The 25,397-nt window shown below is 35.2% G+C and carries 23 protein-coding genes; 10 read left to right on the top strand and 13 right to left on the bottom strand.

From position 1 onward, the window contains the following. Nucleotides 1–77: 77 nt before the first annotated feature. The 7 genes from rpoB to pgk all read right to left on the bottom strand — a co-directional run bounded on the left by rpoB (nucleotide 78) and on the right by pgk (nucleotide 9,145). Nucleotides 78–4,106 (bottom strand): DNA-directed RNA polymerase subunit beta, encoded by a 4,029-nt coding sequence (rpoB, locus tag GQ589_RS03465; RefSeq protein ID WP_160401022.1) that lies wholly within the window; start codon nucleotides 4,104–4,106, stop codon nucleotides 78–80. 246 nt (nucleotides 4,107–4,352) lie between these two features. Next, on the bottom strand, nucleotides 4,353–4,721 hold the full coding sequence (gene rplL, locus GQ589_RS03460; protein ID WP_160424615.1) for a 50S ribosomal protein L7/L12: 369 nt from the start codon (nucleotides 4,719–4,721) through the stop codon (nucleotides 4,353–4,355). 58 nt (nucleotides 4,722–4,779) lie between these two features. Next, a complete protein-coding gene (rplJ, locus tag GQ589_RS03455) occupies nucleotides 4,780–5,277 on the bottom strand; it encodes a 50S ribosomal protein L10 (protein WP_025316516.1) in 498 nt (165 codons plus the stop codon). A 230-nt stretch (nucleotides 5,278–5,507) separates the two neighbouring features. Next, nucleotides 5,508–6,209, bottom strand: a complete 702-nt coding sequence (gene rplA, locus GQ589_RS03450) for a 50S ribosomal protein L1 (protein ID WP_160400993.1) — start codon at nucleotides 6,207–6,209, stop codon at nucleotides 5,508–5,510. A 3-nt stretch (nucleotides 6,210–6,212) separates the two neighbouring features. Continuing rightward, entirely contained in the window at nucleotides 6,213–6,641 is a 429-nt protein-coding gene (gene rplK, locus GQ589_RS03445; RefSeq protein ID WP_034884321.1) for a 50S ribosomal protein L11, read from the bottom strand. A gap of 187 nt (nucleotides 6,642–6,828) precedes the next feature. After that, nucleotides 6,829–7,908 (bottom strand): class II fructose-bisphosphate aldolase, encoded by a 1,080-nt coding sequence (gene fbaA, locus GQ589_RS03440; RefSeq protein ID WP_160400992.1) that lies wholly within the window; start codon nucleotides 7,906–7,908, stop codon nucleotides 6,829–6,831. A gap of 73 nt (nucleotides 7,909–7,981) precedes the next feature. Then, on the bottom strand, nucleotides 7,982–9,145 hold the full coding sequence (gene pgk / locus GQ589_RS03435; RefSeq protein WP_160400991.1) for a phosphoglycerate kinase: 1,164 nt from the start codon (nucleotides 9,143–9,145) through the stop codon (nucleotides 7,982–7,984). A gap of 226 nt (nucleotides 9,146–9,371) precedes the next feature. Here pgk and rpsT point away from each other — a divergent pair, with 226 nt between their 5' ends. The 4 genes from rpsT to dtd all read left to right on the top strand — a co-directional run bounded on the left by rpsT (nucleotide 9,372) and on the right by dtd (nucleotide 11,679). Then, nucleotides 9,372–9,635 carry a 30S ribosomal protein S20 gene (rpsT, locus tag GQ589_RS03430; RefSeq protein ID WP_160400990.1) on the top strand — a complete coding sequence of 88 codons (264 nt, stop codon included), beginning with the start codon at nucleotides 9,372–9,374 and terminating at the stop codon, nucleotides 9,633–9,635. Between the two features lie 206 nt (nucleotides 9,636–9,841). Then, complete coding sequence (locus GQ589_RS03425; protein WP_160400989.1) at nucleotides 9,842–10,387, top strand: SPOR domain-containing protein; 546 nt, start codon at nucleotides 9,842–9,844, stop codon at nucleotides 10,385–10,387. Then, nucleotides 10,371–11,237 carry a virulence factor BrkB family protein gene (locus GQ589_RS03420; RefSeq protein ID WP_370519411.1) on the top strand — a complete coding sequence of 289 codons (867 nt, stop codon included), beginning with the start codon at nucleotides 10,371–10,373 and terminating at the stop codon, nucleotides 11,235–11,237. Before GQ589_RS03425 ends, GQ589_RS03420 begins: the two co-directional genes overlap by 17 nt. Nucleotides 11,238–11,244: 7 nt before the next feature. Further along, the gene (gene dtd / locus GQ589_RS03415; protein WP_160400988.1) at nucleotides 11,245–11,679 is read left to right on the top strand and encodes a D-aminoacyl-tRNA deacylase; all 435 of its coding nucleotides are present in this window, start codon (nucleotides 11,245–11,247) and stop codon (nucleotides 11,677–11,679) included. Between the two features lie 104 nt (nucleotides 11,680–11,783). Here dtd and metA read toward each other — a convergent pair whose 3' ends face one another. The 6 genes from metA to rne form a co-directional block, all read right to left on the bottom strand. Beyond that, entirely contained in the window at nucleotides 11,784–12,716 is a 933-nt protein-coding gene (metA, locus tag GQ589_RS03410) for a homoserine O-succinyltransferase (RefSeq protein WP_160400987.1), read from the bottom strand. Nucleotides 12,717–12,910: 194 nt separating this feature from the next. Further along, entirely contained in the window at nucleotides 12,911–13,723 is an 813-nt protein-coding gene (locus GQ589_RS03405; protein WP_160400986.1) for an ATP-binding cassette domain-containing protein, read from the bottom strand. A 22-nt stretch (nucleotides 13,724–13,745) separates the two neighbouring features. Next, entirely contained in the window at nucleotides 13,746–14,735 is a 990-nt protein-coding gene (locus GQ589_RS03400; protein WP_160400985.1) for an oligopeptide/dipeptide ABC transporter ATP-binding protein, read from the bottom strand. 2 nt (nucleotides 14,736–14,737) lie between these two features. Next, nucleotides 14,738–15,598, bottom strand: coding sequence for an ABC transporter permease subunit (locus tag GQ589_RS03395; RefSeq protein ID WP_160400984.1), 861 nt, complete (start codon nucleotides 15,596–15,598; stop codon nucleotides 14,738–14,740). Continuing rightward, nucleotides 15,591–16,526 carry an ABC transporter permease subunit gene (locus tag GQ589_RS03390; RefSeq protein ID WP_160424613.1) on the bottom strand — a complete coding sequence of 312 codons (936 nt, stop codon included), beginning with the start codon at nucleotides 16,524–16,526 and terminating at the stop codon, nucleotides 15,591–15,593. The genes GQ589_RS03395 and GQ589_RS03390 overlap by 8 nt, the downstream gene beginning before the upstream one ends. A gap of 78 nt (nucleotides 16,527–16,604) precedes the next feature. Beyond that, nucleotides 16,605–19,301, bottom strand: coding sequence for a ribonuclease E (gene rne, locus GQ589_RS03385; RefSeq protein WP_160424611.1), 2,697 nt, complete (start codon nucleotides 19,299–19,301; stop codon nucleotides 16,605–16,607). A 761-nt stretch (nucleotides 19,302–20,062) separates the two neighbouring features. Here rne and syd point away from each other — a divergent pair. The 6 genes from syd to GQ589_RS03355 all read left to right on the top strand — a co-directional run bounded on the left by syd (nucleotide 20,063) and on the right by GQ589_RS03355 (nucleotide 25,395). Beyond that, the gene (syd, locus tag GQ589_RS03380; protein ID WP_160424609.1) at nucleotides 20,063–20,596 is read left to right on the top strand and encodes a SecY-interacting protein; all 534 of its coding nucleotides are present in this window, start codon (nucleotides 20,063–20,065) and stop codon (nucleotides 20,594–20,596) included. A gap of 130 nt (nucleotides 20,597–20,726) precedes the next feature. Further along, nucleotides 20,727–21,902, top strand: a complete 1,176-nt coding sequence (locus GQ589_RS03375) for an amino acid aminotransferase (protein WP_160424607.1) — start codon at nucleotides 20,727–20,729, stop codon at nucleotides 21,900–21,902. Nucleotides 21,903–22,068: 166 nt separating this feature from the next. Beyond that, complete coding sequence (gene purB, locus GQ589_RS03370) at nucleotides 22,069–23,430, top strand: adenylosuccinate lyase (protein WP_160411832.1); 1,362 nt, start codon at nucleotides 22,069–22,071, stop codon at nucleotides 23,428–23,430. Continuing rightward, complete coding sequence (locus GQ589_RS03365) at nucleotides 23,427–23,951, top strand: GNAT family N-acetyltransferase (RefSeq protein ID WP_160424605.1); 525 nt, start codon at nucleotides 23,427–23,429, stop codon at nucleotides 23,949–23,951. Before purB ends, GQ589_RS03365 begins: the two co-directional genes overlap by 4 nt. Continuing rightward, nucleotides 23,948–24,727: an amino acid ABC transporter substrate-binding protein gene (locus tag GQ589_RS03360; RefSeq protein WP_160424603.1), complete on the top strand. Its 780-nt coding sequence runs from the start codon at nucleotides 23,948–23,950 to the stop codon at nucleotides 24,725–24,727. Before GQ589_RS03365 ends, GQ589_RS03360 begins: the two co-directional genes overlap by 4 nt. After that, nucleotides 24,724–25,395, top strand: a complete 672-nt coding sequence (locus tag GQ589_RS03355) for an amino acid ABC transporter permease (protein WP_160411835.1) — start codon at nucleotides 24,724–24,726, stop codon at nucleotides 25,393–25,395. Before GQ589_RS03360 ends, GQ589_RS03355 begins: the two co-directional genes overlap by 4 nt. Nucleotides 25,396–25,397: the final 2 nt, after the last annotated feature.

Below are 25,397 nucleotides of genomic sequence, written 5' to 3'. Positions count from 1 at the left end.
GGAGTTAAACCAATTAGATAACTTATTATTGCTAATAAGTTATCCCTATAAATAGAAATCATTTAAGTTAGCAAAAATTACTCTTCATCTAACTCAATATTGATACCTAGCGAACGAATCTCTTTTAACAATACATTAAAGGATTCCGGAATCGCAGGTTCCATACGATGATCACCATCTACAATATTTTTATACATTTTAGTACGGCCATTCACATCATCTGATTTAACCGTTAACATTTCTTGTAAGGTATAAGCAGCACCATATGCTTCAAGTGCCCACACTTCCATTTCACCGAAACGTTGACCACCAAATTGAGCTTTACCACCCAATGGTTGTTGAGTCACCAAACTATATGAACCAGTAGAACGAGCATGCATTTTATCGTCAACTAAGTGATTCAATTTAAGCATGTACATGTAACCTACTGTAACTGGACGTTCAAATTGTTCACCTGTACGACCGTCATATAGGGTAATTTGCCCAGATGTTGGTAGATCACCAAGTTCAAGTAGTGATTTAATTTCTTGCTCTTTAGCGCCATCAAATACTGGAGTAGCAAGTGGCATACCATTACGCAAGTTTTGAGCTAAATTCATGACTTCTTGATCTGTAAATTCAGCCACATTCACTTTTTGAGCAGCCCCTAAACCAAGATCATACGCTTTTTGAATGAATTCACGTAATTTTGCTAGCTCTTGCTGTTCTTTTAGCATCGTATCGATCTTTTGACCGATTCCTTTTGCTGCCATACCTAAGTGAGTTTCTAGGATCTGTCCAATATTCATACGAGAAGGAACACCTAGCGGATTTAATACGATATCAACTGGGCGACCTTTGTCATCATATGGCATATCTTCAATTGGATTAATCTTAGAAATAACCCCTTTGTTACCATGACGACCAGCCATTTTATCACCAGGCTGAATTTGACGTTTAACAGCTAAATAAACTTTCACAATTTTGAGTACACCAGGTTGTAAATCATCACCTTGAGTGATCTTCATGCGCTTAGCTTCTAGTTTTTTGTTAAACTCGGCTTTAATTTCGTCGTATTGCTCAGCAAGTTGCTCTAGTTGAGCTTGTTTGTCTTCGTTTGCAATACCGATTGTTAACCATTTTTCACGAGGTAATGCATCTAATTTATCTGCTTTAATTCCGCCTGAAATTAATACATCACGGATACGAGCAAATAAAGCTGCTTCTAAGATTTTTAGTTCTTCTGTTAAGTCTTTTCGCGCTTGTTTAAGCTGCATCTCTTCGATTTCTAGTGCACGTTTATCTTTTTGTACACCATCTCGAGTAAAGACTTGGACATCAATAACTGTACCCGAAACACCATTTGGTACACGCAATGAAGTATCTTTAACATCAGATGCTTTTTCACCAAAAATAGCACGAAGTAATTTTTCTTCTGGTGTTAGTTGAGTTTCACCTTTAGGTGTTACTTTACCAACTAAAATATCACCGCCTTGAACTTCAGCACCAATATAAACAATACCTGATTCATCAAGCTTAGAAAGTGCTGCTTCGCCCACATTTGGAATATCCGCAGTAATTTCTTCTGCACCTAATTTAGTATCTCGAGAAATACAAGATAGCTCTTGAATATGAATCGAAGTGAAACGGTCATCTTGTACCACTTTTTCAGAAACTAAAATAGAATCCTCAAAGTTATAACCATTCCATGGCATAAATGCCACGCGCATATTTTGACCTAATGCTAATTCACCTAAATCGGTTGATGGACCATCAGCAAGCACATCACCACGCTCAACTTTTTCGCCTAATTCCACACACGGAATTTGATTGATACATGTATTTTGGTTAGAACGGGTATATTTAGTTAAATTATAAATATCTATCCCAGTTTCGCCTGCATATATTTCATCAGCATTAACATTAACCACAATACGTGATGCATCAACATATTGTACTGTACCTCCACGACGCGCAACTGCAGTAACACCTGAGTCAACCGCTACCGCTCGCTCCATACCTGTACCAACAAATGGTTTTTCGGCTTTTAGCGTTGGCACTGCTTGACGTTGCATGTTCGCACCCATTAAAGCACGGTTCGCATCATCGTGCTCTAAGAATGGAATTAATGAAGCACCAACAGATACAATTTGTTGCGTTGATACGTCCATATAATGGATTTGTTCAGGACTATATAAGCCAGACTCACCACTTAAACGACAAGTTACTAAATCTTCTTTAAAACGACCATTCTCATCAAGATTTGAGTTAGCCTGTGCAATGACAAATTCACTTTCATCAATAGCTGATAAATAATTAATTTCATCAGTAACAACACCGTCAATAACTCGACGATATGGCGTTTCTAAAAATCCATACTCATTAGTACGAGCATAAACCGCTAATGAGTTTATCAAACCGATGTTCGGACCTTCCGGTGTTTCAATTGGACAAACACGTCCATAATGAGTTGGATGTACGTCACGAACTTCAAATCCAGCTCGTTCACGTGTTAAACCACCCGGACCTAATGCAGAAATACGACGTTTATGCGTAATTTCAGATAATGGATTGTTTTGATCCATAAATTGCGATAACTGGCTTGAACCAAAGAATTCACGAATCGCAGCCGAAATTGGTTTCGCATTAATCATATCTTGTGGCATGAGTGAATCAAGGTCACCTAAAGATAAACGCTCTTTCACTGCACGTTCAACACGAACTAAACCAATACGGAATTGGTTCTCTGCCATTTCACCAACGCTACGGATACGACGATTACCTAAGTGATCAATATCGTCGACTTCACCGTGACCATTACGAATAGCAATTAATTTCTTCATTACGTCAACGATATCATCTTTAGTTAAGACGCTTTCGCCTTCAATATCATCACGACCTAAAGAACGATTAAACTTCATTCGACCAACTGCCGATAAATCATAACGTTCATCAGAGAAGAATAAGTTATCAAATAATGCTTCAGCCGCTTCTTTTGTTGGTGGCTCACCAGGACGCATCATTCGATAAATTTCAACCAATGCACCTAATCGATCTCGCGTTGAATCAACATTCAATGTTTCAGAAATAAATGCACCATGATCTAAATCATTAGTGAATAATGTCTCTATTTTTTTATATCCAGCGTTAGATAATTCAACCAATAGTTCTAATGAGATTGGTGTATTGGCAAAAGCAATCACTTCACCTGTTTCTTCGTTAATATAATTTTTAGCAAGAACTTTGTTAACAATATATTCAACAGGTACATCAATTTTACTAACTTTATCTTTTTCTAATTCACGAATATGACGAGCTGTAATACGACGGCCTTTTTCAGCATATATTTTACCTTTTGATTCAATATCAAATAATGCTGTATCACCACGTAAACGCTCAGGGACAAGATCCATTTTTAATTTAGATTTGCCAATTTCGAAATTAGTTTTTTCAAAGAAAATATCTAAAATCTCTTCAGTTTCATAACCTAGAGCACGTAAAATAATTGTTGCAGGAAGCTTACGACGGCGGTCAATTCGAGCAAAAAGATTATCTTTAGGATCAAATTCAAAATCAAGCCAAGAGCCACGATAAGGAATAATCCGAGCATTATATAAAACTTTCCCAGAAGAGTGCGTTTTACCTTTATCACTATCAAAGAACACACCAGGGCTACGATGTAACTGTGAAACAATAACGCGCTCAGTACCATTAATTACGAATGTACCATTATCTGTCATTAAAGGAATTTCGCCCATATAGACGTCTTGTTCTTTAATATCTTTTACTGTTCCTTCTGGTGCATCTTTATCATAAATAACTAAACGTAATTTTACGCGCAATGGTGCTGAGTAAGTGATCCCTCTAATTTGACATTCTTTAACATCAAACACAGGTTCGCCCATTTTAAAGCTCACGTATTGTAACTCAGCGTTACCACTATAACTTTTTATTGGAAATATTGAACGAAAAGCGGCTTCTAAACCATATTGACCTTCTGGATCTTGCTCAATAAATTTCTGGAACGAATCAAGTTGAATAGAAAGAAGATACGGTATATCCAAAACTTGTGGACGTTTACCAAAATTCTTACGAATTCGTTTTTTCTCGGTATAAGAGTAAACCATTAGTTCCTCAACTTGCTTATCTGCTATTTTAGCATGATTAATATTCATCAGGGATACTATCGATAACTGATAACACCTGACACCTCATCGAAAATATCTATAAATATCAATTGATTAGGCTTAATAAATATACTATTTCTTTATTACTTTTTATTGATAATCTTCAAATAAAATTCTTTAACTTATTATAGCGCAAAAAGGCTGGAGGTATAAAACCCCCAGCCATTTGCTGTGTTGTCGATAAACTTATTTAAGTTCAACAACCGCACCTGATTCTTCAAGCGCTTTTTTAAGTTCTTCAGCATCAGCTTTACTAACGCCTTCTTTAACTGTCGCTGGAGCTGATTCAACAAGATCTTTCGCTTCTTTAAGACCAAGACCTGTTGCGCCACGAACTGCTTTGATAACAGCTACTTTATTAGCACCAACATCTTTTAAGATTACATCAAATTCAGATTTTTCTTCTGCTGCTTCAGCTGGACCTGCTGCTGCAACTGCAACAGCTGCTGCTGCAGAAACACCGAATTTTTCTTCCATCATTGATACAAGTTCAACAATGTCCATAACAGACATTTCAGCAACTGCATCTAAAATTTGTTCTTTAGTGATAGACATAATATAGTTTCCCAAATTTACATTTTCTAATTAATAAAATTCACAATCAAACTGCCAATTAAGCAGCTTCTTTTTGATCGCGAACCGCTGCAAGAGTACGAACCAATTTGCCAGCTGCGGCTTCTTTCATGGTTGACATCAAGCGAGCTAATGCTTCTTCATATGTAGGTAATGTTGCTAAGCGATCAATGTTCGCTGCAGTAATCAACTCACCTTCAAAGGCTGCGGCTTTAATCTCAAATTTATCATTTTCTTTAGCAAACGCTTTAAAAATACGCGCTGCAGCACCTGGGTGCTCATTTGAAAATGCAATTAGAGTTGGACCAACAAACGTATCTTTTAAACACTCGTATTGAGTACCCTCAACAACACGGCGTAATAGCGTATTACGAACAACACGCATATAAACACCAGCTTCACGAGCAGATTTACGTAATGCAGTCATTTTTTCTACAGTAACGCCACGAGAATCCGCAACAACTGCAGATAGCGCACCTTTGGCGATTTCGTTAACTTCAGCAACAATTTCTTGTTTATTTTGAAGATTTAGTGCCATTGGTATTGCTCCTGGATTATACTAGGCCAAAGCCTAGACTTATTTCAACTAGCTACAAATGTAACTAGCACAACCACGATGAGCAGAAACCTTCTATTATATCTTATCAGGCTCTGTCACCGTCTACGTAGGAAAATTAAGTAGTCAAACTTCAACCACACCTACGGTCTTGGACGGGGTCTGGTTAAGGCCAGACACCAACCGATTTCTTTATTTAATTATAAAAATAATTAAACTGTTGCATTTAATGTTGCTTGATCAATTGCAACACCAGCGCCCATTGTAGTAGAAAGACTAACTTTCTTAATAAATACACCTTTTGCAGATGCTGGTTTTGCACGTTTCAATGCAACTAGTAATGCTTCTAAATTCTCTTTAAGCTTATCTGCATCAAAATCAGCTTTACCGATAGTAGTATGGATAATACCATTTTTATCATTACGATAACGAATTTGACCAGCTTTAGCATTTTTTACAGCTTCAGCAACATTAGGAGTTACAGTACCAACTTTAGGATTTGGCATTAAACCACGAGGTCCTAAAATTTGACCTAATTGACCAACAACACGCATAGCGTCAGGTGATGCGATAACAACATCAAAATCCATTTCGCCTTTTTTGATTTGATCAGCAAGATCATCCATACCCACTAATTCAGCACCAGCTTCTTTAGCTGCTTCTGCATTTGCACCTTGAGTAAATACAGCTACGCGAACGCTACGACCAGTACCATGTGGAAGTACAATTGCACCACGAACATTTTGGTCTGATTTACGTGAATCGATACCTAAATTAACAGCAACATCGACGCTTTCAGTGAATTTAGCTGTAGCTAATTCTTTTAATAAAGCGATCGCTTCGTTGATATCATATTGTTTAGTTGCATTTACTTTTTCGCGGATAAGTTTAGCTTTTTTAGATAGTTTAGCCATGAATTAACCCTCCACTTCCAAGCCCATTGAACGAGCAGTTCCTTCGATAGAACGCATCATCGTTTCAATAGTAGCACCATTCATATCTGCAGCTTTTAATTCAGCGATTTCGCGAATTTGAGCACTCGTTACTTTACCTACTTTTTTCTTATTAGGTTCACCTGAACCAGACTTAATTTTAGCAGCTTTCTTTAATAAAACAGCAGCCGGAGGCGTCTTAGTTACAAAAGTGAATGAACGATCAGAATACACTGTAATTACTACAGGAATCGGTAAACCTTTTTCCATGCTTTCTGTTTTAGCATTAAACGCTTTACAGAATTCCATGATATTAACACCGTGTTGACCAAGTGCTGGACCAACTGGTGGACTAGGATTTGCTGCACCAGCCGCTACTTGCAACTTGATGTAAGCTTGTACTTTTTTTGCCATTTTAGTTTCCTTTGCTCGGGTGCGAACGCCTCTATTAATAATAGATATTAATAAATAGACAGCTCCCCTAAGTTAAATGAGGGCAGAATTATCCTATAATCCAATTAAAAATGCAAGATTTATTTAAAACAGGATAAATCAAAAGCAGAGCAACAACTCTGCTTTTAGTTTAAATAACTAAAACAAATTAAAGAACATTCACTGCATTAAGTTCTTTAAATGCTAGCTCTAAACGCTCAATTAAAGAATCTTGTCCTTTACGTAACCATACTCGAGGATCATAGTATTTTTTATTTGGCGCATCCGTACCTTCAGGGTTACCTAATTGACCTTGTAGATATGCTTCATTTGCTTTGTAGTATTCTAAAATACCTGACCAGTTAGCCCATTGAGTATCTGTGTCAATATTCATTTTGATTACACCATAACTTACTGCTTCAGCAATTTCTTCTGGTGTTGAACCTGAACCACCATGGAATACAAAATTCAATGATTTAGCAGGTAAATTAAATTTTTCAGATACATATTTTTGTGAGTTATCTAAAATTTTCGGTGTTAACTTAACGTTACCAGGTTTATAAACACCATGTACGTTACCAAATGAAGCAGCGATAGTAAAACGAGGGCTAATAGCGCTTAAACGTTCATAAGCATATGCCACATCTTCAGGTTGAGTATAAAGTGCTGAGCTGTCCATATGGCTGTTATCAACACCATCTTCTTCACCACCAGTACAACCTAACTCTAGCTCTAATGTCATTTTCATTGCCGACATACGAGCAAGATATTGACAACAGATATCAATATTATCTTTCAGTGTTTCTTCAGAAAGGTCGATCATATGAGATGAGAATAAAGGTTTACCTGTTTTTGCAAAATGAGTTTCACCAGCATCAAGTAATCCATCAATCCATGGAAGTAATTTTTTAGCACAATGGTCAGTATGAACAATAACTGGAACCCCATATTTCTCAGCCATAAGATGAACATGTTTTGCACCAGAAATGGCACCTAAAATAGCACATTCTTGTCCTTCTAATTTTAAGCCTTTACCAGCAATAAATTGAGCGCCACCATTAGAAAATTGGACAATAACAGGAGAACCTACTTTTGCAGCTGTTTCAATAACAGCATTAATTGTATTCGTATCAACACAGTTAACCGCAGGTATTGCAAAGTTATTTTCGCGAGCGATTTGAAATACTTTTTGAACATCATCACCAGTCACAACACCAGGTTTAACAACATCTGAAATCTTTGTAGCCATCTTGTTACCTATAAGTTATCTATATAAAAAGTAAAGGATGAGTACTTTCCCATCCTTTCTATTGAACTAAATATTATGCTTTTGCTCTAGCTTCTAGCATCGCTACAGCTGGTAGTTTTTTACCTTCAACAAATTCAAGGAAAGCACCACCACCAGTTGAAATATAAGAAATTTTATCTTCAATACCAAATAAATCAATTGCAGCTAAAGTATCACCACCACCAGCTATTGAAAATCCTTCGCTATCTGCAATTGCTTTAGCAACAATTTCAGTTCCACGACGGAAATTAGGGAACTCAAAAACACCGACAGGACCATTCCATAAAATGGTTTTAGCATTTTTAATGATATTTGCTAAGACCTCTGCTGATTTATCGCCTAAATCAAGAATTTGTTCATTTTCTTTAACATCTTGAACTGATTTTTCTGTTGCAACAGCTGTTTCACTAAATTCAGTTGCCACACGTACATCAGTTGGAACTGGGATTTCACAATTAGCCATTAGTTTTTTAGCTTCAGGGATTAAATCAGCTTCATAAAGTGATTTGCCCACATTATAGCCTTCTGCGGCAATAAAGGTATTTGCAATACCACCACCAACGATAATTTGATCAGCAATTTTTGATAGAGAATCAAGTACAGTCAATTTAGTTGACACTTTTGAACCAGCAACAATTGCAACCATTGGGCGAGCAGGATTATCTAAAGCTTTACCTAACGCATCAAGCTCAGCGGCTAATAATGGACCTGCACAAGCAACTGGAGCAAATTTACCTGCACCATGAGTTGAAGCTTGAGCTCGGTGAGCAGTACCAAAAGCATCCATCACATAAATATCACAAAGTGCTGCATATTTTTTAGATAAAGCTTCATCATCTTTACCTTCACCAACATTAAAGCGGACATTTTCAAGAACAACTAATTCACCTTCCTTAACATCCACACCATCAAGGTAATCTTTTACTAAACGGACAGGGAATGATACATGTTCTTTTAAGTAATCAACAACTGGTTGTAATGAAAATTCAGGATTATATTCACCTTCTGTTGGACGACCAATATGCGAGGTAACCATTACTTTCGCGCCTTTCTTGATGGCCTCTTCAATAGTAGGTAATGATGCTTTAATACGTGCATCTGAAGTCACCTTACCATTTTTCACTGGCACATTAAGATCTGAACGAATAAATAAACGTTTTCCTTTTAGATCAAGATCTTGCATTCTAATAATAGACATGATACTTCCTCTCTATAAAATATAAATAAAATAAAACTTTTTTTATTCTAACATAAAATTTCTTTTTAGGTTATACACATTTATTGGTCAAATGGTAAACATTTATTAACAACAAAAAATGTCCAATTATATTTTTTTATACAACAGCATTGACAACAGAAAGAAAATCAGGCATATTTTGCCACCTTATTAATATGTAATTTTTATCTAAACTTGGGAGTTGACTTTGGCTAATATCAAATCAGCTAAAAAACGTGCGATTCAATCTGAAAAACGCCGTAAACATAATGCTAGCAACCGCTCAATGATGCGCACTTATATTAAAAAAGTTTACGCCGCTGTTGCAGCTGGTGATAAACAAACAGCTGAAGTAGCATTCAAAGATATGCAAACAGTTGTTGACCGCCAAGCGGCTCGTGGATTAATCCACAAAAATAAAGCTGCTCGTCATAAAGCTAATTTAATTAAGCAAATCAAAGCGTTAGGTTAATAGTTTTATTTATTAACTGTTAACTATCATAGTTAAAGAAAAATAATAAAAAGTGGTGTAAACCACTTTTTTTATTTGTATACTAATTATTTATGTAATGTTAATAAAATAAAAGAGAGTCTATTGTGGTTCAGCGTGATTATGTTAGAAAAAAGAGCCAATCAAAAAAAAATAAGTCACGAAATAAGCCTAATCTAATGATATTTTTGGCTATCATTATAGTCATATTATTTTCAACTATTCTCTACTTTATTTCAAATAACACCCCCAAGAAAGTTATTGAAACTCCAAAAGCAAAAACTCAACCACCTGCTATAACCCTACCAGAGCAACCTCAAGAGCGTTGGACATATCTCAAAGAGTTAGAAACACCAAATGCAAATAATGGTGCAACACCAAGTTCAATAGCTAATGAAAGACAGCGAATTTTAGATAGTTTTGCAAACAGTACTTATACTGCTATACCAGCATCACAAGGCAGCTCAGCAACACAAAATCAAATAACAAATACAGCTGTACAACCAACTTCAACAGTTACCAATAAATGGCTCTTGCAGTGTGGTGCATTCAAAGATAAATCTAATGCTGACACACTAAAAGCTAAGCTTGCAATGACTGGCGTTAGCGGCAATATCTCTTCAGGGCAATTATATAAGGTCACTGTCGGGCCATATGAAAGTAAAAAAGAAGCAAGTAAGGCGTTAAACTCATTAAATAACAATGGGATTAATAACTGTGTTATTTCTAACTAAAAAAACAATGAAATTAGTTAAGCAAATACAAATTTTTACGAAAATGTTATGGGAGCGTATAAACAACGATCGCCTAACAACCTCTGCTGCTGGGCTGGCTTATACAACAATACTGGCTCTAGTACCTCTTATTACTGTTATTTTTTCCCTATTGTCTGCTTTTCCTATGTTTGGAGAAGTTAGCCATTCATTGAAACAATTAATTTATAACAATCTTGTCCCTACTGCCAGTGATACAATTCAAAATTACTTAGAGCAATTTATAACCAACACTAAAAAAATGACTTTTTTTGGTGTAATTGGTTTAATCGTTACCTCACTATTACTTATTAACTCAATTAATACGACACTTAATCATATTTGGAAAACCCAAAAAAAACGCTCTTTTATGTACAACCTAACCATATACTGGACAATATTAACTTTAGGTCCTATTTTAGTTGGTGCAAGCATAGCAGTAAGTTCATACATATTTTCTTTAAAATGGTTTTCAGCAGCGACAACAAACACTATTTTGCTTAGTAGCCTACCATTTTTTATTTCTATATTGGGATTTTGGTTACTTTATAGCATTATCCCAACGGAATCAGTACCATTAAAAGAATCAATGATTGGCGCCCTTGTTGCTGCAATATTATTTGAATTAGGTAAACGCATTTTCGCATTATATGTTACTTCGTTTCCAACATATCAACTTATTTACGGAGTAGTATCATCCATTCCTATCATGTTAGTTTGGATCTACTTTTCTTGGTGCATTGTTTTATTCGGAGCTGAATTTGCAGCAACCTTAACTGACTATAACCGACAAAAAAAGCACATTATTAATAATCCCCCTTTACCAGAGTAATTAACTTATGATCGCCTTAATCCAACGAGTAAAAAAAGCTAGTGTTGCCGTCGACAATAATATTATTGGCCAAATTAATCAGGGTTTACTGGTTTTACTTGGAGTTGAACAAAACGATGACGAACAAAAAGCAATTCGTTTATGTGAAAAAGTATTAGGCTATCGTATTTTCAGTGATAATGAAGGAAAAATGAACCTAAATGTTAGTCAAGCAAATGGAGAAATACTAGTTGTTTCTCAATTTACTCTAGCTGCAGATACTAAAAAAGGGATGCGTCCAAGTTTTACTAAAGGAGCTAAGCCTGATGAAGCAAATAGGCTTTACCAGTTTTTTGTAGAACAATGTCAGCAAAAAATAATGACGCAAACTGGTCAGTTTGCGGCTGATATGCAAGTATCATTGATTAATGACGGTCCAGTAACATTTTGGTTACAAGTTTGATCATATAATTAAATAAATATTTAGATAATATTTTACAACTTATTTAAATAGTTAAATAGTTAAATTCTTATATCTGTATCTAGCCTATAACTAATCTTAGCTTATTAATCATCAATGGTTAAATTGCGGGTGGTCAAATCAAAAGGCGTTAATTGATAAACATAATAGTTAAGCCAATTGCTAAATAATAGATAAGCATGGCTACGCCAAGTCGCTTTGGGTTGTAAATCAGGATTATTATCAGGGAAATAATTATCAGGAAGATCAGGATGAATACCTGCTTTTAAGTCACGAAAATATTCATTCGCTAATGTAAATGAATCATATTCGGGATGCCCTGTCACAAACGCCATGCGTTTATCTGCCGTTGCCATTAAATAAGGTCCTGTGATATCAGATTTTGCTAAAATCGTTAAATCCGTATAATTTTTAATTTTATCAAGTGGAAAATCAGCATATCGTGAATGAGGAGCTAAAAAGCTATCATCAAAACCACGAGTTAAAATCGCATTAGGCTGAACAATTTGATGTTGATAAACGCCTGACAACTTATGTGTTCGTGTAAATTTAGGCAAATCATATAATACATTCAAAGCGGCTTGAACAGCCCAACAAACAAACATTGTTGATGTAACATGTTCTTTAGCCCAAGAAATAATCTCAAATAATTTTGGCCAATAAACCACGTCAGAAAATGCAACTTTACCTAAAGGGGCACCAGTTATTATTAATCCATCAAAATTCTGTTCACGAATATCATCAAAATCACAATAAAAACTATTCAAATGTTCGACTGGTGTATTTTTTGATTCACGTTGGTCTATTCGCAATAATTGGATATTAATTTGCAAAGATGAGTTAGAAAGTAATCGTAAAAACTGATTTTCGGTTTCTATTTTTTTAGGCATTAAGTTTAGAAAAAGAAGCTTAAGTGGACGAATTTCTTGAGTATTTGCCCGAGACGAGGTCATAACAAAAACATTTTCATTACGCAACACATCAACAGCGGGTAATGAATCAGGAATACAGATAGGCATAACAAAAGCTCCTAAACACAATCAGTTATTTTAAAACACCTAAAATAGACGTCTAGAAATCTATACAGCTAAATATAATTTGTTTTAAATGATTTGTCGAGACTTTTTATTGAATAATAATAGATATGATATTTAACATAAAATCATAACAATAGCTAAATATATTATTGATGATTATAGACATAAAAAGTTTCTTAAAAAGCTCGCGTATCAGTTCGCCACGAATCGGCCGTTAGCGCCTCCCCAAAATAGCTATTTATCAACTTCTGTGTAATATCACTTAATGGCGAAGCCAACACTTCGGCTGTATTACCATATTCAACAAGATCACCATTGTGCATAACTAAAATCTCATCACTAATATGTTTCATCATGCCAATATCTTGAGTAACATAAACATAAGAAATATTTTGTTCAGCCTGTAATGACAACATTAAATTCACAATTTGTGAACGCATCGAAATATCTAATGCCGCTAAAGCTTCATCTAAAATTATCACCTTGGGTTTTAAAATCAATGCACGAGCTAATGCAACACGTTGTTTTTGTCCTGCAGCCATCACAGAGGGGTAATAAGAAGCATGTTCTGGCAATAATCCGACTTGTTTTAATACACTACTAATTAACTTTTCACGCTCATGAACATTGTAATGAGTATGGCATTTTAATGGGATTTCTAATAATTGCCCAATACGCAATCTAGGATCGAACGAACTTTCTACATGTTGAAATATCATACGAATTAACTGGCAACGATGGTTATAATCGCCATACTCAACTTTATTACCATCAATCCAAATATCACCACTATTCGGTTCTATCATGCCCACTAACATTTTTGCCAAAGTCGACTTTCCTGAACCATTTTGCCCAATAATAGCCAGGGTTTTACCCTCATTTAATGAAAAAGAGATAGGGTTAACCGCATTAATTCGTAAATGACCAAAAAATCCTTTGGGTATTTTAAATTGCTTAGATAAGTTACGCACTTTTAATATTGGATTCATTGTATATTCCTATTATTTATGGTCACTCATCAGTATTTAACGGAAAATGACAGGCTACGAAATGATCTTTTATCGGTATTAGCTCAGGGGCTTGAATGCATTTTTTTTGCGCATAAGGACATCTTGGTCCTAATCGACATCCAATTGGTAAACGCTCAAGAGAAGGAATCACTCCTGGTAAAGTATTTAATGGACTTTTATGTGGCATCGCTTTACCAAAATCTGGAATTGCATAAATTAAAGCTTGAGTATAAGGATGATAAGGTGATTTAATTAGCTCTTCACTATCAGCAACTTCAACTGTTTGCCCACAATACAGTACGTTAATACGATCTGTCCATCGAGTCACCATCTGCAAATCATGGCTAATAAGTAAAATAGTAGTACCCATGTTTTGATTCATACTAGCCAACAATCTAAAGATTTGCGCTTCAGTTGTGGCTTCCATCGCATTTGTCGGCTCATCTGCTATCAGTAGTTTTGGTTGATTAGCCAATGCAATTGCAATCATCACTTTTTGACACTCACCTTCTGTCAATTCAAATGGGTAAGATTTTAATATTTCCTTATGATGTTTAATGCCAACTCGATGTAACAGTTCAATGGCACGATTTTTACGCCAAAATAACCTTTGCCACCAATGCCCTTTAAAAGTTCGGCTTGGTATCGCCTCAATCAATTGTTGACCAATTTTCATTGAAGGATCTAAGCAAGATTGTGGTTCTTGAAATATCATCGAAATATTATCACTAATGACTTTTCGACGCTGTTTAGGTGTTAACTTTAATAAGTCAATATTATCAAAATGAAAGCGATCAGCTGAAATTTTCCAATTATGATTAGTCACTCCTAAAATGGCCTTAGCAATAAGGCTTTTTCCTGATCCTGATTCACCAACCAAGCCTCGAATTTCGCCTTCAGATAACTTCAAATTAACACGGTCAATCGCGCGCAAAAGGCCATCTGGCGTAATAAACTCAATGGTCAAATTTCGAATATCTAATAATGCCATAATTAAGTTCCTGCCCGCTGTCCATACAACCCAAAATTGAACAAATAAACAAAAATAATTGTAGCTGACACCGCAATTCCAGGAGATAAAAAGGCTAAATAATTAGTTGCAATAATATCTTTCATTTGAAACATCATCATGCCTAAATCAGGTCGGGAAACATCGTTAGCAAAACCTAAAAAAGTTATAGTCGTAATAGATAAAATAATTGAACCAAATAACGAAACAATTTCGGTCAAATAGACAGGTAAAATATTAGGTAAAATGTAATGGTTTAAAATTGAAAATGACGATAAACCATCAAGCCTATAAGCTGTAATATAAGTTTTATTCCATTCATTGATAATACTCTGATGAATATTGTAAATAAATCTCGGTGTATATGATAGCCCAATAATCAATAACATATTGGTAATATCATCCTTAAATAATAAGCTAATAACAATCACACCAAGTAACGGAGGAACAACCATACAGAATTTAAAAACAAATAATACAAAAGGACGTATCAACGATATAAAAAACATTAAGTAATTAATTAACCCACCAATGACAACCACATAAAATACTGTTTTTAATGTCATTGACATAGTTGAACGATAACCTATAAGTAAAAAACCAAAAATATCTTGTCCTTTATCATTTGTTCCTAATATATGATTGATATCACCATTAGGCCACCAAGCTGGAGGTAATAAAGCAGGATAAATCGGATCTAAATGAGCATGAAAGAACCACTTAGTTGACAATGCCACAAATGTAATCGCCAATATACCATAAAAGCCAACAATCAAATAAAGATTACTATGCAACCGATTAAAGCATGAATTTACACGTTTAAGTAACCTTACTCGCCTAGACATAATGTTCCTTATGGCGTAAAGGATAAATCACAATCGCCAAAATTTCGCCTAATAATGTTAATAAACTAATAACAGTGCCACAAGCTAAAATGGCAATAGAAATAATAAAATAATTATGATCACGATAAGCAATCATCACCCACTGTCCAAGCCCTACTCGATTAAATAGAATTTCAATAACCATCGTTGAGAATAACAACGTTGTAGTATTATATGTCAGCTGTGGAATGGTCACTGGAATAGAATTAGGTAATAAATGCCGACGTAAAATTTTAAACGGTGAGCGTTCGCGGATAACTGCCATTTTAATAAAATTCTGTCTCGATATATTTTTTACATTTTGACTGATTAATTGAATAGTCATAATGCTAGGCTGAATAGCTAAAAAAATAATTGGCAAAATTAAATAATGTAATTGTTCAAGTAGTGCTGGCCATTTAGATGTATTTGTTGAAATAAAAATATCCAATAAAGAAGTTCCCGTTACCGACGGTGACATATCAAAATTCATTGATACAAGCCAAGTTGGTGATAACCAATACATCACAATAATAACAAGCATAACGATAGGACAAGAATACAGCAATAAAGCCCCTAAGCGAATCGTACTATTTAACCAATTAATATTGCTTAAGCCAAGAAACACACCTAAAGGCAACCCAACAACTAAAGCAACCAATAGAGCAAGAATACACAATTCAAATGTTGCTAATAATGTATGAAAAAACGGTACTGTTTCTCCTGTTAATAATCTAAATTGACCTTGCAACAACTGCTTAAAAAAAGCAATATAAGCATCAATAAAATTTAGATTATGAAAGTTAGACATTGAATGAGGGGTAAAATAAACTAAACAGAAGCTAATCTGAGCTAGCACGCAAATAATAAATAAAAACGTAACTATTTTCTTAAAAATATAGATAATCATTGTTTATCTTTATTGATATGATAAATCAACAAAACACGGTAACATAAAAACATCACCGTGTTTTGATTTATCTATTTATTAATCCGGTATCACCGGTTTACTTGCTGCAGCATATGCATGATCTTGCGCACTTAAACCGCCAGCATTACCTTTTCCTTCAAAACAATAATCTGACTCATCACGTGCTTTCACTCCAATATCAGAAGTCACATATTCTGGTGCGGGAGCTTTAGCCATTGCAGATGAAGAATAACCTATTGATTGAAAGTCATTAATTTCCAAATCGACATCATTACTATTTTTTTCACTATGTTTAAGTTCTTCTTGAGCATTTGTAGAATCATTAAACACATCATCAACGGTGACAATATCAACACTATTGCTATTTACATCCTCTTCATTTTTAACAATAACAGGAAGCAAAAGTGAAGGGATAACAGGTGTCACAATACTAGAATCGTCATTTGTTATTTGACTATAATCAACAACAACACGACCTAATGCTAACTCTAATGATGCTGCAGCAAAAGGTAATGGCATTGGAGATTGTTTTAGTTCCACATTACGAACACGACGTTTATTACGTTGGCCATTCATTCGTAAATGCCTTGAAGCACGGCGCTGACGTCTTGGTTGAGTTTCAGATACAATATCGTCTTCAGTTTGTTTAGAAACAATAATTGGTAACAATAAAGAAGGAATGATTACTCTTTCTTCTTGAGCTTGCTCTATTGTATCGCTATTTTTTACACGAACACTTTTAGCCAATGCGCGTTGTTGGCGCCTTGGTTTAACTTCACGCTGTTTCGGTGGTAACGTTTCGTCAGCAGACCTATCTACTTTTACATTACTTGTTGAATTTGACGAATTGGTATTTGAGTGACTATTTTGTTTAGCTCTGCGATTATTATTTCTACTTTGCTCTTTAGCCTCATCAATATTACCCGTTGTTGCAACAACACCAGTAGCAGTATTAGCAGCACTATTGTTTCGATTATTGCGTTGACGTCGATTATTTGTACGTTGATTATCTCGTCTTTTAGTTGTTTTTGGTTTAACTTCTGGTTCTGGTTCCGCTTTTTCTGAGGCAAATAATTTACGTAGTTTACCCAACAACCCACCAAATAAACCTTCTGATTTTTTAGTTTTTGAATCTGTTTTATCTTTTGGAGCAACAGATGCTTCAACTTTAGGACCTGATAACACTGCTTGTTCAACAATCACTTCAACGGCTTGTTGTTCATCTTCCTCTTCTTCAAGTTCACGAATCAGTTTTGGAAGATTATAACTTAGCACGTCCGTTTCTTCGCCAGCACGTTTGCGGATGACTTTATAAAGCGGCGTTTCCATCTCTTCATCGCCAGCAATCACAATTTTTACATCTGGATGCATTCGTTCAATATTGGTAATAGCGCGGCGTTTTTCGTTAAGTAAATAACTTGCAATGGGTACAGGAACGATAACATCAATTTGTACAGTATTATCTTTCATCGCTTCTTCTTGAATTAATCGAAGAATAGAAAGAGATAATGAATTATTATCACGAACAGTGCCAGTGCCTTGGCAACGTGGACAAATATGATGCGTCGCTTCACGTAAAGATGGACTTAAACGTTGGCGTGACATTTCAAGCAAACCAAAGCGCGAAATACGTGTAGTTTGAATACGTGCACGGTCTGTTTTCATTGCCTCTTTTAGGCGATTTTCAACCTCACGTTGGTTACGAATTGGTGTCATATCAATAAAATCAATAACAATCAATCCACCTAAGTCACGCAAACGTAACTGACGAGCAATTTCTTCAGCAGCTTCAAGATTGGTATTAAAGGCGGTTTCTTCAATATCGCTACCACGAATCGACTTAGCCGAGTTGATATCAATTGCAGTAAGTGCTTCAGTGGTATCAATAACAATAGAACCACCAGACGGCAAACGAACTTCTCGTTGGAATGCCGATTCAATCTGTCCTTCAATTTGGAAATGGTTAAATAAAGGCACATCGCTCTCATAAAATTTAAGGCGACTAACATACTCAACTCGTCCCAGATCAGCTAAGCGTTTTTTAGCAACTTCAAGTACTTTAGGATTATCAATTAAAATATCGCCCACATCATCGCGTAAATAATCACGAAAAGCACGAGTGATAATATCACTTTCTTTATGGATTAAACTTGGAGCAGGATGTCTTTTAGCTTCGTTTAAAATTGCTGTCCAATAGTTAACTAATGCATCTAAATCTTGTTGCAACTCTTCTTGGGTTTTACCAACCCCTGCGGTTCGAGCTATAACACCCATCCCTTTGGGTTTTTCAATCGCATCAATAATTCGTTTAAGATCGGCTCTTTCCTCACCTTCTATACGACGCGAAACCCCACCAGCACGTGGATCATTAGGCATCAACACCAAATAGCTACCAGCTAAACTAATATAGGTGGTTAAAGCTGCGCCCTTTTTCCCGCGGATTTCTTTTTCAATTTGGACAAGGACTTCTTGCCCCTCTTGTAGATGTTTAATACTACGACGTCCAGAAATATTAGATGGGAAATAACTTTCTGCAATCTCTTTTAGCGGTAAAAATCCATCACGCTCACCACCATAAGAAACAAAAGCAGCTTCTAAACTTGGATTGATTTTAGTAATTTTACCTTTATAAATATTGGCTTTCTTTTGCTCATGTCCAAGGCTTTCTATATCTAAATCATATAAGCGTTGGCCATCAACAAGCGCAACACGCAGCTCTTCTTGCTGAGTTGCATTGATTAGCATTCTTTTCATTATTCTACACTCTTCATTAATCTTAGTTAACTATAGGCAGAATCTTATTATTAGTAATAAATGTATATTTTAACAATGATAAATAACGGAACTTAATTAACTTCAATACGGCATTCATTATTTTATTTGTGTTATTTTTGTTATTATTTTATGTGAACCCAGTATTATTTATACAATATTTATACAAAGTTTTAGGTCATTATTGACACTTAAAAGCTCTGTATATTTCTTAAACTATCATTAATTATATAATTAATTGATATTATTGTTATAATTAATTTGCAAACCTCAGCTCGTTTACCTACTTTAGTTAACAAACTAAAACTTCATATGATTGTTTAAAATAAACATATTATTTAATGATAATGACTCTACTTACGCTATTTTATTTTTTAATAAATTGTAATGTCTAACGCCATTGCTGCATTACAAGGATAAAAAATCCCTGCTTATTATTAACGTTTCGGCAAAGGATAGCAAGTAAATTAAGCGCACTGTTTTACACCCTATTAGCAAGCTACTTCTTATTGTTTACACATAGGCTTTTAATTAATAATTTTTTTATATTATTATTCAATTAATTTATATTAAAACGCCTTACTAACCTTAAACATCTTTACAATTTTTGTTTTTTTTATTTATCGACTTAATCAAAAATAAGATTTTAATAAACTGGCGCATCTACTACCTTAATTAGTATAATAATTGTTAATAAAAGCAATAAAATAAACAATAAAATAAATAAGAGATAAAGTCGACTTATGGATAACCCAGATAAAACAGCCCTAATAAATTTTACTTCACGTTGGCTCAACCAATTTGACGATGCGCCACAAAGTGAAGAACTGCACGCCATACCCTCACCTTGTATTCTAAAAACAGAACAATTAACTGTATATTGGCAACCTTTTTTATTAGTTCCACCAAGATCTTTAACTATCATTGAGCAACTAATAGGCATTACGCTACACCCAAGTAGCCATGTTTTTTATGGCACACAATACGCAGGCAATATGCTAGCTAAGTTTAACAACATTAATTTAGTTTTAATTCAAACTTGGAATGATGATGATTTTTCAAATTTAGAACAAAACCTAATTGCTCATCTATCACAACAAAAAAAGTTACGACGCACACCAACGGTATTTATAGCCTCGACGGATGAAAGCACCGAAATCATTAGTTTAAACAACCTAACAGGTGAAATTGTAAAAGAAGATCTTATTACCGGAGAGCTAACAATATTAGCCGATGATTTACAACAATTTTTACAGCAACTAGTTACCTGTTGTTAAAAAACATATTGGTAAAAAATAAGATTAATTTATTTAAAAATTTTTTAATAGATTGTCATTATCAAAATTGTAACTTACAAAATAATGTGTATATAATGAACTAAAAGCCATTAGATCAGATAGGTGAATTATGTTTGAATATTTAACAGCAGCTCCGGCTGATCCTATTTTAGGATTAGCCGATCTTTACAACAAAGACGACCGCACCAATAAAATCAATCTTAGCGTAGGCGTCTATAAAGATGAAACAACCAAAACACCTATTTTAGAAAGCGTAAAAAAAGCAGAACATTTTTTATTAGCTGATGAAACAACTAAAAGTTATTTAGCTATTGACGGTATCAACGACTTTAATATTGCAACGCAAATTTTGCTCTTTGGTCATGAAAATGAACGAGCAAGAACGGCTCAAGCACCAGGTGGAACAGGCGCTTTACGCATAATGGCAGACTTTTTAGCTCGCAGAACGAAAGTAAAACGAGTTTGGATAAGCAACCCTTCTTGGCCAAATCACCGCAGTATATTTCAAACCGCAGGACTTGAAGTTCGTGAATATCAATATTACAACCCTGAAACTCACAGCCTTAATTTTGATGCCATGATGAACGATCTAAACCTTGTTGCTACTGGTGAAGCAGTGCTATTCCACGGCTGTTGTCACAACCCAACAGGTATCGATCTAACACCCGAACAATGGCAGGCGATCTCGGATCTAGCCTTAAAAAATGGCTGGTTACCATTATTCGACCTTGCTTATCAAGGTTTTGGACAAGGTATAGAAGAAGACGTCTACGGCTTAAGACTCTTTGCACAAAATCAACCTGAATTACTTATTGCCAGTTCCTATTCAAAAAACTTTGGTCTTTATAATGAACGTGTTGGCGCATTCACCCTAATTGCTGCCAATAGCGAAATTGCCGATCGAGCCTTTAGCCAAATAAAAACGATTATTCGGGCTAACTACTCCAACCCTCCTGCACATGGTGCTAAAATCGTTTCTCACATTTTAAACAATGAAGAACTAAAAGAAGAATGGATTAATGAGTTAACCAATATGCGCCAACGCATTCACCGTATGCGCCAACTATTTGTTAAAACCTTACAAGATAAAGGTGCTAACCAAGATTTTAGCTTTATTGTTAAACAAAATGGCATGTTTTCATTTAGTGGTCTAAATGAAGAACAAGTGCTCAAATTGCGCAACGACTATGGTATCTATATTGTTAATTCAGGTCGTATTAATGTTGCAGGTATGACATTAGATAATATGTCTAGACTTTGCGAATCAATTGTTAAAGTGCTATAAAAACGACTAAATATCAAATTTATCATTCCAAACTAACCAATAAACCGCAGGCTTATTGTTTTTTTTATGCCATTTAGTTATATCAATAGAAAAACTGATTATTAGACGATAACGCAATTATTATCAATAATTAATCAATAAATAAAAATTGATTAAGGATTGTTTTGTGGCATCACATGTTTTGGATTTTTTAGTTTTAGGGAATAACTTTGGCACTCCTGAAATGCGGTCAATATGGTCAGAGCAGAATCGACTTGAGCAACAAGTTGCCGTTGAAGTTGCATTAGCCAAAGCCGAGGGAGAATTTGAAGTAATTCCGATTGACGTGGCTAATACGATAGTCAAAAAAGCCAATGCTACTAAGTTATCTTTAGAGAAAATTGCTCAAGAAGCAGCCGTTGCTAAGCACTCGTTAATGTCAACAATAAATGCTTTACAAAAGCAAGTGGGTGAGGCAGGTCAATATATTCATTATGGCGCAACAACACAAGATATTGTAGATACTGCAACTGTTTTACAAATAAAACAATCATTTTCTATTATTGAAAGAGACACTAAGCTTGTTGCGCTTGAACTAAAAAAATTAGCCAAACAATACCAATACTTACCTATGGCCGGACGAACTCACGGCATGCAAGCACTACCGACAACCTTTGGTTTTAAACTGGCTGTTTGGTTGGATGAATTTATTCGTCATCTACAACGATTAAGTGAAATAAAACAACGGGTATTGGTTGGTAATATCAGTGGTGCAATCTGTACTTATGCCTCAATGGGTAAATTAGGACCACAAGTTGAAGCCCGTGCTTTAACAATATTGGGATTAAATACTCCAAATATTGGTTGGCAAGCAGCACGTGATCGGTTTTCTGAATACGCATCAGTTATCGCCCTAATTAGTGGTACATTGGGTAAAATTGGCAATGAATTTTATAACTTGATGCGTACTGAAATTAACGAAGTAGAAGAACCATTTTCAGAAGGTAAGATTGGTTCAACCACCATGCCGCATAAACGCAACCCAGCGGCACTAGAAGGATTAGCAAGTTTAACTGCACCGTTATTAAAAAGTGTTGCTTTAATTCATGAATCGATGAAAGTTGAACATGAACGCGATGCCATGAGTTGGCGTGTCGAATGGATTGCACTCCCCGAAATTAACCTTTACATTTCAGCGCAATTACAAACAGCACTTACCGTACTTAAAGGATTAAAGGTCAATGCTGACCGAATGTTGACCAATTTATCAATACAAAATGGCTTATTATTGTCAGAAAAAGTAATGTTCGAAATTGGCAAACGATTAGGTAAACAGACCGCCCACAATTTAGTTTACCAAAGTGCAATGAAAGCGTTTGAACAAAATCGTCCATTTAAAGACATATTATTAGATGATCCTTATTTAAACAAAGAGTTTACCGAATCTGAACTTGATACTTGGTTAAATCCAATTAATTATCTTGGTTCCGCACCTGAAAAAGTAGAACAAGTGATTAACTATGCTGAACATAGCGGAGTATTAGCATGAGTTTTCGCTTAATGACATATAATGATATTCCTACTTATCAAAAACTATTGCATAGTGCTTATCAAACTAACACGCAATTGGGCATTCACTTTGCAGCAGCAACAGCCACACAAGCACAAATTATTGAACACATTGAATCGAATGCCGTCTACCTATTTGAAAAAAATAGCAAACTATTATCAACATTAAGCATCCGCTTTCCATGGGGTAATAATCCAGGACCTTATGGGCTACCTCATTTAGGTTGGTTTGCAACCGATCCAGATTATAAAGGCAAAGGCTATGGTAATGCGCTATGGGATTTTGTTGAACAACAGATTTTGATTCATCAACTAAAATTACCCGCTGTTACCTTAGGAACTGCAGCAAATCATCCATGGCTTGCTCAAACTTATATTAATAAAGGTTATAAAAAAATAGGATACGCAAATTTAACGCCAGATCATACAACCCTCTATTTTGAAAAAATCTTAAATGACAAAAGCTATACCGAATGGAAAAAAAGGAGTAATACACAATGAAAAAGATAAGAACTTTACTATCGGTTCTTTTATTAACTAGCCTAACCTTAATTGGCTGTGATAATCAATCCAACAAACAAACTACCGAACAACCTACCATAAAAGTAGGCTCTACTGGACAAAGTTATCCAAATGGCTACAAGCAAGATGGCAATTTAGTTGGTTTTGATGTTGAAATTACCGAAGCAATTGCGAAAGAATTAGGCTATAAAGTCGAATGGGTCATTGCAGAATTTGGTGGTTTAATGGGGCAATTTGATTCAGGACGTTTAGATACCATTGCCAATGCAGTAGCTGTCACCCCTGTTCGCCAAGCCAAATATGATTTTTCCAACACTTATAGCTTTTACGGTAGTCAAATTGTTACCCATAAAGATAATAACATCAATACATTGTCTGATTTTAAAGGTAAGACTATTGCGGGAGTATTAGGCTCGAATCACATCAATAATTTAAAAAAAGTGTTTCCAAATAACGACATCACTATCAAAACTTACGAAACTAGAGATGGCGCAATGTATGACACCGAATATCAGCGTGTTGACGGATATGTTAATTCAAAGCCCATTTTACTGGCAGAAATCAAACGTAAAAACTTGCCATTTAAGCTAGTTGGCGAACCAATTACTATTGAGCAAGTTGCTTTTCCATTCAGCAAGAATGAAAAGGGTCGAGCACTGCGTGAAAAATTTAATCAAGCCCTAAAAAAGCTACAAGCAAATGGCACATTAAAGAATCTTTCAATTAAATATTTTGGCGAAGACATTACCTCATGAAATTTAATATAGACTATTTTTTTAGTGTGTTTCCGCAGATATTACCGTATTTGCCTGTCACACTATGTATTGCCATCGTATCGATTCTGTTTGCCACTGTATTTGGACTATCTATCGCACTATTACGCAACCAAAAAATCATCATTATCGATTCGATTTTTGCTCTGTTTATTTCACTGTTTCGTGGTATTCCGTCCGTTGTTTTACTATTTATTATCTATTATGGATCGCCACAAATTTTCCCCATTTTAAAACAAATGGGCGCAACAACTGCGGCAATTATCTGCTTTAGCTTAAAATATGCGGCTTATTTAGCAGAAATTTTTCGTGCAAGTTTAGCATCGGTCGATCAAGGTCAAAAAGAAGCAGGATTAACATCAGGGCTCAATACTATTCAAGTTTACCAAGGCATTATATTGCCTCAAGCGATGGTAAACGCACTCCCTAATGCTGGTAATATGTTTATTTCATTACTTAAAGACTCTTCAGTCGCCTTTTTTGTAGGTGTGCAAGAATTATTAGCAGCGGGAAAAATGTTAACAGCTAATTCATTTCTTTATTTCGAAACCTATTCAGCTGTTGGCATTGTTTACTGGCTTACTGTGGTTATCTATTCTTGGATACAAAAACAATTAGAACAAAAACTTACTTTGCCATATCGTCGTTAAGG

Source organism: Gilliamella sp. Pas-s27, assembly GCF_009795865.1.
Classification (GTDB): domain Bacteria; phylum Pseudomonadota; class Gammaproteobacteria; order Enterobacterales; family Orbaceae; genus Gilliamella.
The sequence above is the reverse complement of the archived record's forward strand: the minus strand, read 5'-3'. Positions and strand labels throughout refer to the sequence as shown.